Genomic DNA, 13,361 nt, shown 5'->3' with positions numbered 1-13,361 from the left:
ACTGCCGGAAGACGCCGCCACCAGGGTAGGCACGGCTGACAGGGTTGCGGCTGGCGCGTCAAGGGCGGATGCCCGCGGTCGCGCCGCCCGGCCGCCCTGCCCGCCCGCGATCGACGGCGGCACGGGCAAAAACGAGGGGGCGCCAGGCGCCCCCTCTTGCGGCAACCAGCCATTTTAGCCGGTCTTGGGCCTTATTTGCTTGCGGGCACCGCCACCCACTGGGTCTGCTCGCCGCGGCGTACCAGCAGACCGACCGCGCGGCCCTTGTCCAGCTTGCCGACCAGCTCCGCGAACTGTTTGGCGCCGGTGACGTCGGTGTCGTTCAGAGCCAACACAATATCGCCTTCCTGCAGCCCGGCCTTGGCGGCCGCGCCTTCGGCGACCTTGACCTGCACGCCGCCCTTGATACGCAGCTTCTTCTGCACGTCGGCGGGCACGTCCACCACGCCAAGACCCAGCGCATTGGTGACTTCCGGCGCGGGCGTCGCGCCCTTCTTGCCCGGCACCGCCTTGTCCACGGGAATCTCGCCCACCTTGACCGACAGGGTCATCTTCTTGCCCTTGCGCCACACTTCCATGTCGGCGCGCGTGCCCGGCTTGGTTTCACCGACGATGCGGGGCAGATCGGTCCAGCGCTTGATCGGTTCCTTGTTGAAGGTCAGGATCACGTCGCCCGGCTGCACGCCGGCCTGTTCGGCCGGACCATCGACCTCGACACTGCTCACCAGGGCGCCTTCGGCCTTGGGCAGCCCGATGGCCTCGGCCACGTCCTTGCCCACTTCGCCGATCTGGACGCCCACGCGGCCGCGCGTGACCTTGCCGGTGGCGCGCAGCTGGTCCACCACCCGCATCGCCTCGTCGATCGGGATGGCCAGCGAAATACCCATGAAGCCGCCGCTGCGCGAGATGATCTGGGAGTTGATGCCCACCACCTCGCCCGCCAGGTTGATCAGCGGACCGCCCGAATTGCCCGGGTTGACCGCCACGTCCGTCTGGATGAACGGCAGGTATTCGCCCGTATCGCGGCCGATGGCGCTGACGATACCCGACGTGACGGTGGAATCCAGGCCGAACGGCGAGCCGATCGCCAGCACCCACTGGCCCTTCTTGAGCTTCTTGGGATCGCCGATCACCAGCGGCGTCATGTCCTTGGCTTCGATCTTGATCAGCGCCACGTCGGTGCGCTCGTCGGTGCCGATGACCTTGGCCTTGAACTCGCGGCCGTCGGTGAGGGTGACGTAGATGTCGGTTGCGTCGCTGACCACGTGGTTGTTGGTCATGATGTAGCCGTCATCCGAGATGAAGAAACCCGAGCCCACGCCACGCGGCACGGTACGCTCCTCGGGTTGCTGCGGCTGCGGACGCTGGCGCGGACCGGGCGCCTGGCCCGGCGGCTGGAAATCGGGGCCGAAGAACCAGCGGAACAGCTCGGCGGGATCGTTGCCGCCCGGGCCCACTCCGCGGATCGGCACCGTCGCCGTGGTGCGGATGTTCACGACCGCCGGATCGGCCTTCTCGATGATGCTGGTGAAGTCAGGCAGCGCCACCGTCGGAGTCGGCGTGTCGGCCGCCGGGGTCTGCGCCAGGGAGACGGGCGCGAACGCGGCCGACATCAGGAGCCCCGCCGTCGCGGCCGCCAGGAAGCGGCGCAGACCGGGGTTCGACACCATCAATGCTTTCATATGTTGCTCCGAAATCACTTCTTGCCGCGGCGGCCGCGCTTCACTTGGAATCGGCCGCCGGAGCGTTCGTCACGGGTACGTATTCGGTCGCTTCCGCCAATTGTTCCAGCGTCGCCACGGGCACTTCGCCCACGGCCGTCAGCCAGTAGTCGGCGATGCGCGTGCCATACACGGTAATGGAACCGCGCTGCGCCGCGCCAGGCGGAGGATGATGGCCGCGCTGGCTGTCGTAAGGCTCGATGAACACCGAAATGGCCGCCAGTCCATCCGACAGCACCATCTGGTTGACCGTCGCGCCGCGCCCCATCGAGCGCGCCACCTGCATGACCACCACAAAGCCCTTGGGCGCCGGGATGCGCCAACCCTGGGCGCTCAGGTCCACGGACTTCATCGAAGGCTCGAGCACGCGCCAGTCGCGCGTGTTCCAGCGCGACGACAGCGATTGCGGGTCGACGTCGGCTCCCAGGCGCAGGGACGTGAACGACACCTGCTCGACCACGCCGCGGGCGGCATTGAGGGTCTGGGCCTTCAGCAGCAGATTGGTTTCGACATCGGCACAGAGGCGATAGCCATAGCGCAACTTGTCCAGCGGTTCGATAGTGATCAACCGGCATTCGCGCCCGGCGACGCGGTGCAGCGCCGACTCGGTGCGGATCTTGTAGTGTTCGGTCAGGTTGGCGGGATCGCCCAGCAGCAGCCCAGGGAAGCGATCGCCGCGGCGGCGTTCGAGCAACACCGTTTTGCGCTCGGGAATCAGGCACTGCACGTCTTCGTTGTGGCGCAGGTATTCGCGCGGCTGGCCATCGAGGATCTCGAGGCGCTCGCGCTCGCCGGTGCCGTCGACGACGTGCACCAGGCGCGACGACTGGATCGTCTCGCCCTGCTGATACATGAATACGCCGGCGTAGTCCTGCTTGCGCGCAGCCTGCTGGATGCGCGAGAGCAATTGGACCACGTCATCGCCCTGCTGGGCGGGAGCGGCGTCGGCGGCGCGCGCGGGGTCATGCGCGGCCAGAAAAGCGGTCAGAAGCGTAGCGGCGAACCAGCCGGCGCGGTGGGCCTGCCACGAGGCAGCCCTTCCCAGCACCGGCCAACGGGTCGGAAGCACAAGGGCCATCAGCGCCCCGCTCCGACATCGAACGACACCTGGCGCACCGCGCTGGGGCCAGCCATCTGGCGATGGGCCTCCAGGTAGTCGCTCAGGCCCGAAGTGTCGGCGGAGCTGCCCAGGCTGGCGTCGGCCAGCACGCGGGTTTCAGCGCCCGGATTGCCGCCCGCCAGGTAGGGCTGGGCCACCCAGGCCACCGTGGCGACCGCGGCCGCCACCGCCAGGCCGGACAGGCCCAGGCGCAGCGGCGAGCGGCGCCGCGGCGCGGCCACGATCGGCAGCTCGGCATCCAGCGCGCGCGACAGGCGGGCATGGAAACTGGCGCTGGGCGTCAGCGCCAGATCACTGTTGCGCAGGGCATCACCAATGAGGTGATAGGTATCCCAGGTCTGCCGCCCCTCGCGGGTCAACAGGCCGGGAAGAATATCGTCGGTTTCTTCTCCGTCCATCCAGGCGGAAACGGATTCCTCCCAGGAGGACTCCGAGGAAACGACGGACTTGGCTGCTGTAGTCTGCATGACTGCCACTCCTTACCAGCGACGCTCGGCATCGGTGCCTAGCAATGGGCGCAACTTGGTCGCGATGGCCTCTCGCGCACGGAAAATGCGGGAGCGCACCGTACCAATGGGGCAGTCCATGCTCTGGGCGATGTCTTCGTAACTCATACCTTCGATTTCACGCAGGACGATTGCGGTGCGCAGTTCCTCGGGCAATTCCTCGATGGCCGCGTTCACCGTCTCGGCGATCTCGCGGCTGGCAACCATCGACTCCGGCGTGCTTATATCGGTTAGGTTGTCGGTTTCGTTAAAAGTTTCACCGTCTTCCGTTTCTATCGCGTTGGGCGCGCTCGGCCGCCGCCCCTGCGAGGCGAGCCAATTTCGGGCCGTATTGATGGCGATACGATACAACCAGGTATAGAACGCGCTCTCGCCCCGGAACTGGGGCAGGGCCCGATAGGCCTTGATGAACGCTTCCTGGGCCACGTCCTCGATCTCGGCCGGATCGCGGATCATGCGAGCCAGCAGGCGCAGGATCTTGCGCTGGTACTTGAGCACCAGCAGATCGAACGCTTTCTTGTCGCCGCGCTGGACACGGGCGACAAGCTCGGCGTCGACTTCGCGCTCGCTCATGGAGCCTCCCGCAAGCGCACCGCCGCAGGCTGGCGCCGCGCCGCGCCAGCCAATAGGCACAGGCGCCGCCAGCCGTCGGCCGGCAAGGCCGTCTGCCAGACGGTAAAAGTTACGTGTTGGTCGTTAAAGGCCATACTCCCGGAGGGCAAGGGCTGCAGGGTGAGCGTGAGCCATGCCGGTCCGCGTCGCTGATCCACCAGCGACGCTTCCCGCCAGCCGCCCGGCAGGCGTACCTGCCAGCGGCCAGCCCCGGCTGCCGTGCGCAAGGCCGATACCGGGGACGGGCTGAAACGGATCGAGTGTAACAGCCCCGCCGCCAACAGCAATGCGGCCAGTGCGGCGCCGGCCAGCCAGGCCGTGCCGTGCCAGAAAGCCGCGGTCACGATGCTGGCCACCGCGGCGGCCAGCCCCAGGACTGGCAACGCCGCGACGCCGCGCGGCCGCAGGACAGGCACGCCAAACGTCCAGCGCCCCTTGCCCGGGCCTTCCAAATCAGATCCGGCGAACGGCCATGGAGCCGTTGGTGCCGCCGAAGCCGAAGGAGTTGGACAGGCCGACATCGATCTTCATCTGCCGCGCCTCGTTGGCGCAGTAGTCCAGGTCGCATTCCGGATCCTGGTTGAAGATGTTGATGGTCGGAGGCGAGACCTGGTTGTAGACGGCCAGCGTCGTGAACACGGCCTCGATGCCGCCGGCGGCGCCGAGCAGGTGGCCGGTCATGGACTTGGTCGAGTTCACCACCAGCTTCTTGGCGTGGTCGCCGAAAGCCAGCTTCAGCGCATCGGTTTCGTTCTTGTCGCCCAGGGGCGTCGAGGTGCCGTGCGCGTTGACGTACTGGACGTCTTCCAGGTTCAGGCCGCCGTTGCGCAGCGCGTTTAGCACGCCGCGGCGCGGGCCGTCCTTGTCGGGAGCCGTGATGTGATGCGCATCGGAGCTCATGCCGTAGCCCGCGAACTCGCCATAGATGCGCGCGCCGCGCTTCTTGGCGTGTTCGTATTCTTCCAGCACCAGCACGCCCGCGCCCTCGCCCAGCACGAAGCCGTCGCGGTCGCGGTCCCAGGGACGCGAGGCCGTCTGAGGATCATCGTTGCGCGTCGACAGCGCGCGCATCGCGGCAAAACCGCCGATACCCAGCGGCGACACGGTCGATTCGGCGCCACCAGCCACCATGACGTCGGCATCGCCGTACTCGATCAGGCGGGCCGCGTCGCCGATGCAGTGCAGGCCCGTGGTGCAGGCCGATACGACGGCGTAGCTGGGGCCCTTCATGCCGTAGGCGATGGACAGATGGCCGGAGATCAGGTTGATCAGCGAACCCGGCACGAAGAACGGCGAGATGCGGCGCGGACCCTTGGCCATGTATTCGACCTGGGTTTCCTCGATGCGCGGCAGGCCGCCGATGCCCGAGCCGACGATCACGCCGATGCGTTCGGCGTTGGCTTCGGTGACTTCCAGGCCGCTGTCGCGCCAGGCCTGCATCCCGGCAGCCAGGCCGTAATGGATGAAGGTATCCATCTGGCGGGCTTCCTTGGCCGAGATATAGGCGCTGATGTCGAAGTCCTTGACTTCGCCGGCGATGTGGGTGGTGATGGCCGAGGGATCGAAACGGGTGATGCGGCTGATGCCAGAACGTCCGTTGACGATATTGTCCCAAGCGGTGGTCAGGTCGTTGCCGACAGGCGACACGATACCAAGGCCAGTGATGACGACTCGTCGCTTCACGGATGACTCCTCAAACAGACAAAAGAAAGGCGGTTTTCGGGATGCACTGCGCGTGCGGCACACGCAACAGCGGGTCGGGCGTCAATGCCCTTCCCGCGCGTGGACCACACGGCAAATTCCTGAAACCGCCCCGGTTCCCGGTTGGCGCCGAAATCGAATTCGGGGCAACCGGAAGGATATAGGCTGAGCTTACTGCTTACCGTTCGAATTGATGTAATCAATCGCTTGTTGCACGGTCGTGATCTTTTCGGCCTCTTCGTCGGGGATCTCGGTCTCGAATTCGTCTTCGAGCGCCATGACCAGTTCGACCATGTCGAGCGAATCGGCACCGAGGTCGTCAAGGAAGGAGGATTCGTTCTTGATCTCGGCTTCGTTCACGCCAAGTTGTTCAGCGACGATCTTCTTGACGCGCTGTTCGATGCTTTCCATGCAGATCTCCAAATGGGAAAAATCCCGCGAATTATAGCCAAGCGCAGAGTACTGCAAACGCCAGGCCGTGACAAAAATAACACCGCACACTTTGATCTGTCGCCCACGGGGCGCAGGAGTGCCGATATGCGGCGTTTCCGGATGAAGCGCGCGTTGCCCCGCGCCGGAAAGCCCGGCTGCGGCGCGGCGGCCTGGGCCGCCCACGCGCTTCGTGACTTATTGCATGTACATCCCGCCGTTGACGTGCAGGGTGGTGCCGGTAATGTAACCCGCCTGCGGCCCGGACAAAAAGGCCACCGCATGGGCGATATCCGTCGGCGAACCCAGGCGGCCCAGCGGAATCTGCTGCAGCAGCGCCGCCGTCTGGCTCTCGCCCAGGGCGCGCGTCATGTCGGTATCGATGAAGCCGGGCGCCACGCAATTGACGGTGATGTTGCGGCTGCCCAGCTCACGCGCCAGCGCGCGCGACATGCCCGCCACGCCGGCCTTGGCCGCGGCGTAGTTGGCCTGGCCGGGATTGCCGCTCGAGCCTACCACGGAGGTGACGTTGATGATGCGTCCCCAGCGGGCCTTCATCATGTTGCGCAGTACCGCGCGCGAGAGGCGGAAAACCGACGCCAGGTTGGTGTCGATGACGGCGGACCAATCGTCGTCTTTCATGCGCATTGCCAGCGTATCGCGGGTGATGCCTGCATTATTGACGAGGATATGGGGGCCACCGCCTTCTTTGCCGAGCGCGTCGATCAAGGCGTCGCAGGCTTCGGCATTGGTCACGTCCAGCACCACGCCACGGCCGCCGAACGGGGCCAGCGCCTCGGTGATGGCGGCAGCGCCGGATTCCGACGTGGCGGTGCCGACGACAACCGCGCCGCGCGCGGCCAGTTCCTGCGCAATGGCGCGGCCAATGCCGCGCGTGGCGCCCGTGACCAGGGCGATCTTGCCCTGCAGTTCGATCGAGGTGTTTTCCATGGTCTTAGTTTCCGTTGACCGCGGCCAGCGCGGCTTCGAGCGAGGCCGGATCCGTGATGGCCAGGCCGGTGAGCTCGGGGTCGATACGCTTGGTCAGGCCGGTCAGGACCTTGCCCGGACCGCACTCGATGACGTGGGTCACTCCCTGGGCCTTCATGGCGCGCAGCGTTTCGACCCAACGCACAGGATGCCACGCCTGGCGCACCAGCGCATCCCGGATTGCCCCGGGTTCGGTCGGGGCGGCGACATCGACGTTGTTGATGACGGGCATCTGCGGCGCCGCCACCGTCACCGCGGCCAGCGCGCCGGCCAGCACGTCGGCGGCGGGCTTGAGCAGGCTGGAGTGGAACGGCGCCGACACCGGCAGCAGCAGCGCGCGCTTGGCGCCGGCGGCCTTGGCCAGCTCGCAGGCGCGCTCGACGGCGGCCTTGTGGCCGGCGATCACGACTTGCGCCGGCGCATTGAAGTTGACCGCTTCGACCACTTCACCCTGGGCCGCCGAGGCGCAGGCAGCGCGCACGGCGTCATCGTCCAGGCCGAGGATGGCGGCCATGGCGCCGGTGCCGACCGGCACGGCGGCCTGCATGGCGTCGGCGCGCACGCGCACCAGGCGCACGGCATCTTCGAGCGCCAGCGAGCCGGCGGCCGTCAGCGCGGCGTATTCGCCCAGGCTGTGACCGGCGACGACATCGGGATTACGACCGCCCGCCGCGCGCCAGGCCGCGAAGAACGCGGCGCCGGCCGTCAGCATGGCGGGCTGGGTGTTGGTGGTCAGGTTGAGCTGTTCGGTGGGGCCCTGCGCGATCAGCGCGCCCAGGTCCTGGCCCAGCGCCTGCGAGGCGCGCGCCACGGTGTCGGTCACGGCAGCGACGTCGGCCCAGGCATCGAGCATGCCGACTGCTTGCGAACCCTGGCCGGGGAAGACAAAAGCGATTTTCATGATTGACCGTGTGGATTGATTCTGAGTCTGTGGAATGTCGAGCGTGCCATCCGGCAGGCGCGGCACTCCGCGCCATGCCGGACTCGCCCTTACATGCGGGCCAGTACCGAACCCCAGGTGAATCCGCCGCCCACGCCCTGCATCAGGACCAATTGGCCGGCCTTGACGCGGCCATCACGGCGCGCGGCGTCCAGCGCCAGCGGCACGCTGGCCGCGGAGGTGTTGGCGTGGCTGTCGACGGTGATGACAACCTTCTCGACCGGCACGGCAAGCTTGCGCGCCAGGAAATTCAGGATGCGGACGTTGGCCTGGTGCGGGATCAACCAATCGACATCGGCGATCTCGATCCCGGCTTCCGCGCAAGTATCACGGGCCGAGCGGTCCAGCACCGTGACGGCCTGCTTGAACACCGCCTGGCCGTCCATGCGCAGGAACGGATCGCCGGTGACGTCACCATAGGCCACGTTGCCCGCGGCGCTGAGGATCTTCATCTGGCTGCCATCGGCATGCAGCTGCGCGGCCATGATGCCGGGCTTGTCGGAAGCCTTGAGCACCACCGCGCCGGCGCCGTCGCCGAACAGCACGCAGGTGCTGCGGTCGTTCCAGTCGAGGATGCGCGAAAACACTTCGGCGCCGATCACCAGCGCGCAACGCGCGCGGCCGGCGCGGATGAAGCTGTCGGCGGTGGTCAGGGCGTAGACGAAACCGCTGCACACGGCCTGCACGTCGAAGGCCGCGGAGCCCTTGGCGCCCAGGTTGGCCTGCACCAGGCAGGCGGTGCTGGGGAACACGAAATCGGGCGTGGAGGTGGCCAGCACGATCAGATCGACCTCGGACGCGTCGACACCGGCATCGGCCAACGCGCGGCGCGCGGCCTCGGTGGCCAACTGGCTGGTGGTCACGCCGCGCTCGGCCAGGTGGCGCTGGCGGATGCCGGTGCGTTCGACGATCCACTCGTCGGACGTGGCGATATCGCGCGTCGCCAGTTCGGCCGCCAGGGCGTCATTCGAAACCACGCGTTCCGGCAGGAAGCTGCCGGTGCCCGCGATCGCGGAATATTTCATTGCGGTATCCATCAAGCGGTGTCCCCAGCCGCGCCCGGTTCGAGCGCCGAAACACCCGAAGCCGACTGGACGCGCTGGTTGATCTGCGCCACCGTCTGAGCGGTGCGCTCCAGCAGTTTACTCACCACGGCCTCGCGGGCCCGTTGCAAGGCGAAGCCGAAAGCGTAGGCATCGGCCGAACCGTGGCTCTTGATGACCACGCCACGCAAGCCCAGCAGCGCCGCGCCGTTGTAGCGACGGTTATCGACGCGATTGCGCAGGCGGTTGAGCACCGGCTTGGCCAGGGCGCCGACCAGCAGCGTGATCAGGTTGCGTTTGAACTCTTCGCGGATGACGCTGGACAACATCTTGGCCAGTCCTTCCACGGACTTGAGCACGACGTTGCCGACGAAACCGTCGCAGACGACGACGTCGACCGTGCCCTTGAAAATGTCATTGCCTTCCACGTTGCCGTAGAAGTTCAGCGGGCTGGCGCGCAGGAGCTCGGCGGCTTCCTTGACGACCTCGTTGCCCTTGATGACTTCTTCGCCGATGTTGAGCAGCCCCACAGTGGGGCTGTCGCGATGGTCCACCGCCTGCGACAGCGCGGCGCCCATGATGGCGAATTGCAGCAGGTGCTCGGCCGTGCAGTCCACGTTCGCGCCCAGGTCCAGCACCGTGGTGGCGCGGCCCGTCTGGTTCGGAATGGACGTGGCGATCGCGGGGCGGTCTATGCCGTCCAGCGTCTTGAGCACATAGCGGGAAATGGCCATCCATGCGCCGGTGTTGCCGGCGGAAACGCAGGCGTCGGCGCGCCCGTCCTTGACGGACTGGGCGGCCAGGCGCATGGAGGAGTCTTTTTTGCGGCGCAGGGCGACCTCGACCGGGTCGTCCATGGTGACGACTTCGGAAGCCGCCACGATCTCGAAGCGATCACGCTCGACGCCGCGATGCTCGGAGAGCGCCGCTTCGATAGCGTCCGGAAGCCCGACCAGCAACAGCCGGGTGTCCGGAAATTGCCGGGCGAACTCGATCGCAGCCGGAATCGTGACGGGCAGACCGAAGTCTCCGCCCATACAGTCTATGGCGATGCGTATCACGGGTGCCAGGTATCAGCGCTCAGCCGAAATGGTCCGAGTACGAGTTCGGCCCGGGGGCCTTATTCGTCGGCCTTGGTCTTCAGGACCTTGCGGCCACGGTAGAAGCCGTTGGGGCTGATGTGGTGACGCAGGTGCGTTTCGCCCGTGGTGGGTTCGATCGCGGTCGACGGATTCACCAGAAAATCGTGCGAGCGGTGCATACCGCGCTTGGACGGGGACTTCTTGTTTTGTTGAACGGCCATGATGACTCCTAGAAACGGGGCGCATTGTACGCGATGCGGCCCGATGTTGATCTCAATCTTTGTGCTTCAGTTGTTCCAGCACCGCAAACGGCGACGGACGCTTGACAACGGGCTCTTGGGAAGCCTCGCTGTCCTTGGCCTGCGCGCCCGGGCATACATCATGCTTGGGCACATACGGAACGCTCAGAATGAGCTCATCCTCGATCTGGGCCAACAGATCGAAGTGATGCGAACCCACCACCTTTTCAGGCTGGTTGGACACAAAACCATTTCCTGCGTTTCCTGCCTCGCCGTCCTCGTCCTCGTCGTCGAAACCCGCGGCGTGATCGCCGGAGGTAAAGCCGTCGTCGAGGTCGGCTTCGGACTTGACCAGTTGCAGCAGGACCTCGCTGTCCACCGGATAGGCGAACGGCTCATTGCACCGCTGACACACCACGACCGGATTCGCCCGCACATGTATGCGCAGGAGCGGCTGACCTTGCAGCAGCCCGGCCTTGCCCATCTCGCCGCGCACGGACCACGTCACAAGGCCGGCCTCACCCGCCGGTTGCTCGGGAAGTCCGTCAACCGCGCGCGTCAACCGCACAAGAGGTATGGTGCCTTGCGCTTCCTTGCCCGAATGGGCGAATGCGAATGCGTCGATGGGCTTGATGTTCTGTCCTTTCGCACGAGGCCGCCGGAAATGCGCATTCGCGCACAACCCGCACATCCCGTGCATTCGCGGCCATCCCAGGGCGCCAAACCGATGACTGACGCGGGGTGCGCCCCGCCCAAAAGTCATGCTGCCCTGCAAAAATGCCGCAAAACGTTAGATAATACTGTGACTTACGTCCCAGCGTCAAATATCGAATGCCCTCACAACCCAGCCTGATCCTCGCCTCCAGCTCGCGCTACCGCAAAGAACTGCTCACCCGCCTGCGCCTGCCCTTCACCGCCATTTCGCCCGATGTGGACGAAACGCCACAGCAAGGCGAATCACCCGAAGCGCTGGCGCTGCGCCTGTCGGTGGCCAAGGCCATGGCGGTGGCCGGCGGGCACCCCGGCAGCGTCGTCATCGGGTCGGATCAGGTTGCCACGGTGGACGGCCAACCCATTGGCAAGCCTGGCGATTTTACGCGCGCCCAGGCGCAATTGCGCGCACTTTCCGGGCAGATCGTGGAATTTCACAGCGCGTTGGCGGTGACTGACGGCCTCCGGGTGGAAAAAGCCGATATCGTGACGCGGTGCAGGTTCCGGCGCCTGAGCGACCAGGCCATCGACGCCTACCTACGCGCCGAGGAACCCTACGATACCGCAGGCAGCGCCAAGGCGGAAAGCCTGGGCATCGCCCTGATGGAGAGCATCCAGAGCGATGACCCCACCGCCATCATCGGCCTGCCGCTGATCGCCCTGACCCGGATGCTGGCCGGCTTCGGCCTGGACCCCCTGACGGCGCCCGGAGCGGCCGCATGAGTGGCTCGCTGCACCTGATTCCCGTGGGGCTGGGCGACGCCGCCCCCGAAAGCTGGCTGCCCGCCGACGCGCGCGAGCGGGCCGGCAGCCTGGACACCTACATCGCCGAAAACGCCAAGACGGCGCGGGCATTCCTCAAGCAGGTCGGCACCACCCGGCCGCTGCAGGAAATCACCATCCATACCCTGAGCGACAAGACCGACGCCGCCCAGATCGGCGCCTGGCTCGAGCCGGTGCGCCGCGGCGCCGACATCGGCCTGGTATCCGAGGCCGGCTGCCCGGCGGTCGCCGACCCTGGCGCCAAGGTGGTGGACGCCGCCCACCGGCTCGGCATCACCGTCAAGCCCTGGGTCGGCCCCTCCTCCATCCTGCTGGGCCTGATGGCCAGCGGGCTGGACGGCCAGCGCTTCGCCTTCCACGGCTACGCGCCGGTGGACGCCGGCGAGCGCGCCAGGCAGCTCAAGGCGTGGGAACAGCACTCCGCGCGGCACAACCAGACGCAACTGCTGATCGAGACCCCCTACCGCAACGCCGCCATGTTCGCCACATTGCTGGCCAGCCTGAAGGGCGACACCAAGCTGTGCGTGGCGCGCGCGCTGACCACCGCCGACGAATGGATCGTCACCCGCACCATCGCCGACTGGAAGAAGCAGCCCGCCCCGCAGCTGGACAAGATGCCCACCCTGTTCCTGTACCTGGCGCGCTGACGATGATCCGATCTGCAGCGGTATTGCTGGCCCTGGCGGCCCTGGCCGGTTGCGCCCAACGCGGCCCCGCGGGCCTGGACCTGGACACCTCCATCACCGCGGCCAGCCAGAGCAGCCGGGTGCGCTTCGTGGTCCTGCACTACACCTCGACCGACGACGCGCTGTCGATGAAGCTGCTGTCGCAGGGCAAGGTCAGCGCCCATTACCTGATCGATACGCCCGGCCGCGCCTACCGGCTGGTCGATGAGTCCCGCGCCGCCTGGCACGCCGGCGAAAGCGCCTGGTACGGCCTGAACGCCATGAACAGCACGTCGGTCGGCATCGAGATCGTCAACCCCGGCTGGACCGACGGCGATGACGGCAAACCGCAATGGCATGCCTACGGCGACCGCCAGATCCGGGCGCTGACCATCCTGCTGCGCGACATCATCCAGCGCCACGGCATCGCGCCCCGGAACGTGGTCGGCCACAGCGATATCGCGCCCCAGCGCAAGGTCGATCCCGGCCCGCTGTTCCCCTGGAAGCAACTGGCCGCGGCGGGCATCGGCCGCTGGTACGACGAAGCCGGCGCCGCCGCGCACCTGGCACGGCTGCAGGCCCAGGGCACGCCCGACGTGGCCTGGTTCCAGCAGCAACTGCAACGCCTGGGCTACACCAGCCCGCAAACCGGCACCCTGGACCGCGCCACCATCAATGTGCTGGCGGCCTTCCAGATGCACTATCGGCCCGCCCTGCACGACGGCCAGCCCGACGCGGAGACCGCGGCGATCATGCTTGCCATGCTGTAGCCCGACGCCCCGGGCGGTGACCGCGAAAGACACGGCACGCCCGACGAGA

General features: G+C 66.8%; 16 protein-coding genes. 3 read left to right on the top strand and 13 right to left on the bottom strand.

The annotated features are described in order from the left end of the window. Positions 1-191: 191 nt before the first annotated feature. The 13 genes from AC6CR5_RS27170 to AC6CR5_RS27110 all read right to left on the bottom strand — a co-directional run bounded on the left by AC6CR5_RS27170 (position 192) and on the right by AC6CR5_RS27110 (position 11,074). Complete coding sequence (locus AC6CR5_RS27170; RefSeq protein WP_498085759.1) at positions 192-1,613, bottom strand: DegQ family serine endoprotease; 1,422 nt, start codon at positions 1,611-1,613, stop codon at positions 192-194. Positions 1,614-1,722: 109 nt separating this feature from the next. Continuing rightward, positions 1,723-2,799 carry a MucB/RseB C-terminal domain-containing protein gene (locus AC6CR5_RS27165; protein ID WP_006389294.1) on the bottom strand — a complete coding sequence of 359 codons (1,077 nt, stop codon included), beginning with the start codon at positions 2,797-2,799 and terminating at the stop codon, positions 1,723-1,725. After that, the gene (locus AC6CR5_RS27160) at positions 2,799-3,308 is read right to left on the bottom strand and encodes a sigma-E factor negative regulatory protein (protein WP_035199528.1); all 510 of its coding nucleotides are present in this window, start codon (positions 3,306-3,308) and stop codon (positions 2,799-2,801) included. Before AC6CR5_RS27160 ends, AC6CR5_RS27165 begins: the two co-directional genes overlap by 1 nt. 12 nt (positions 3,309-3,320) lie before the next feature. After that, entirely contained in the window at positions 3,321-3,920 is a 600-nt protein-coding gene (gene rpoE / locus AC6CR5_RS27155; protein ID WP_006389292.1) for an RNA polymerase sigma factor RpoE, read from the bottom strand. Then, positions 3,917-4,411: a hypothetical protein gene (locus tag AC6CR5_RS27150; protein WP_498085080.1), complete on the bottom strand. Its 495-nt coding sequence runs from the start codon at positions 4,409-4,411 to the stop codon at positions 3,917-3,919. The genes rpoE and AC6CR5_RS27150 overlap by 4 nt, the downstream gene beginning before the upstream one ends. Position 4,412: 1 nt before the next feature. Continuing rightward, positions 4,413-5,642: a beta-ketoacyl-ACP synthase II gene (fabF, locus tag AC6CR5_RS27145; protein ID WP_020924694.1), complete on the bottom strand. Its 1,230-nt coding sequence runs from the start codon at positions 5,640-5,642 to the stop codon at positions 4,413-4,415. A 189-nt stretch (positions 5,643-5,831) separates the two neighbouring features. After that, positions 5,832-6,071: an acyl carrier protein gene (gene acpP, locus AC6CR5_RS27140; RefSeq protein WP_005012191.1), complete on the bottom strand. Its 240-nt coding sequence runs from the start codon at positions 6,069-6,071 to the stop codon at positions 5,832-5,834. 216 nt (positions 6,072-6,287) lie between these two features. After that, on the bottom strand, positions 6,288-7,040 hold the full coding sequence (gene fabG / locus AC6CR5_RS27135; protein ID WP_006389289.1) for a 3-oxoacyl-ACP reductase FabG: 753 nt from the start codon (positions 7,038-7,040) through the stop codon (positions 6,288-6,290). A 4-nt stretch (positions 7,041-7,044) separates the two neighbouring features. After that, positions 7,045-7,980 carry an ACP S-malonyltransferase gene (gene fabD / locus AC6CR5_RS27130; protein WP_026382572.1) on the bottom strand — a complete coding sequence of 312 codons (936 nt, stop codon included), beginning with the start codon at positions 7,978-7,980 and terminating at the stop codon, positions 7,045-7,047. Between the two features lie 89 nt (positions 7,981-8,069). Beyond that, positions 8,070-9,056 (bottom strand): beta-ketoacyl-ACP synthase III, encoded by a 987-nt coding sequence (locus tag AC6CR5_RS27125; RefSeq protein ID WP_020924696.1) that lies wholly within the window; start codon positions 9,054-9,056, stop codon positions 8,070-8,072. Next, positions 9,056-10,123 carry a phosphate acyltransferase PlsX gene (gene plsX / locus AC6CR5_RS27120; RefSeq protein ID WP_026382573.1) on the bottom strand — a complete coding sequence of 356 codons (1,068 nt, stop codon included), beginning with the start codon at positions 10,121-10,123 and terminating at the stop codon, positions 9,056-9,058. Before plsX ends, AC6CR5_RS27125 begins: the two co-directional genes overlap by 1 nt. A gap of 59 nt (positions 10,124-10,182) precedes the next feature. Further along, a complete protein-coding gene (gene rpmF / locus AC6CR5_RS27115; protein WP_006389284.1) occupies positions 10,183-10,365 on the bottom strand; it encodes a 50S ribosomal protein L32 in 183 nt (60 codons plus the stop codon). 52 nt (positions 10,366-10,417) lie between these two features. Further along, positions 10,418-11,074: a YceD family protein gene (locus tag AC6CR5_RS27110; RefSeq protein WP_047992206.1), complete on the bottom strand. Its 657-nt coding sequence runs from the start codon at positions 11,072-11,074 to the stop codon at positions 10,418-10,420. Between the two features lie 140 nt (positions 11,075-11,214). On the opposite strand from AC6CR5_RS27110, the gene AC6CR5_RS27105 reads away from it, so the two are divergent. Genes AC6CR5_RS27105 through AC6CR5_RS27095 form a run of 3 tightly spaced genes read left to right on the top strand, consistent with a single transcriptional unit; the run spans position 11,215 to position 13,312 of the window. Continuing rightward, positions 11,215-11,817, top strand: coding sequence for a Maf-like protein (locus AC6CR5_RS27105; protein WP_024068102.1), 603 nt, complete (start codon positions 11,215-11,217; stop codon positions 11,815-11,817). Continuing rightward, positions 11,814-12,524, top strand: a complete 711-nt coding sequence (locus AC6CR5_RS27100; RefSeq protein ID WP_020924700.1) for an SAM-dependent methyltransferase — start codon at positions 11,814-11,816, stop codon at positions 12,522-12,524. Before AC6CR5_RS27105 ends, AC6CR5_RS27100 begins: the two co-directional genes overlap by 4 nt. Next, positions 12,521-13,312 (top strand): N-acetylmuramoyl-L-alanine amidase, encoded by a 792-nt coding sequence (locus AC6CR5_RS27095; protein WP_370445591.1) that lies wholly within the window; start codon positions 12,521-12,523, stop codon positions 13,310-13,312. Before AC6CR5_RS27100 ends, AC6CR5_RS27095 begins: the two co-directional genes overlap by 4 nt. Positions 13,313-13,361 lie beyond the last annotated feature (49 nt).

The sequence above is a fragment of the Achromobacter sp. EG18 genome (assembly GCF_059759395.1).
This window is presented reverse-complemented; position numbering and strand designations above follow the sequence as displayed.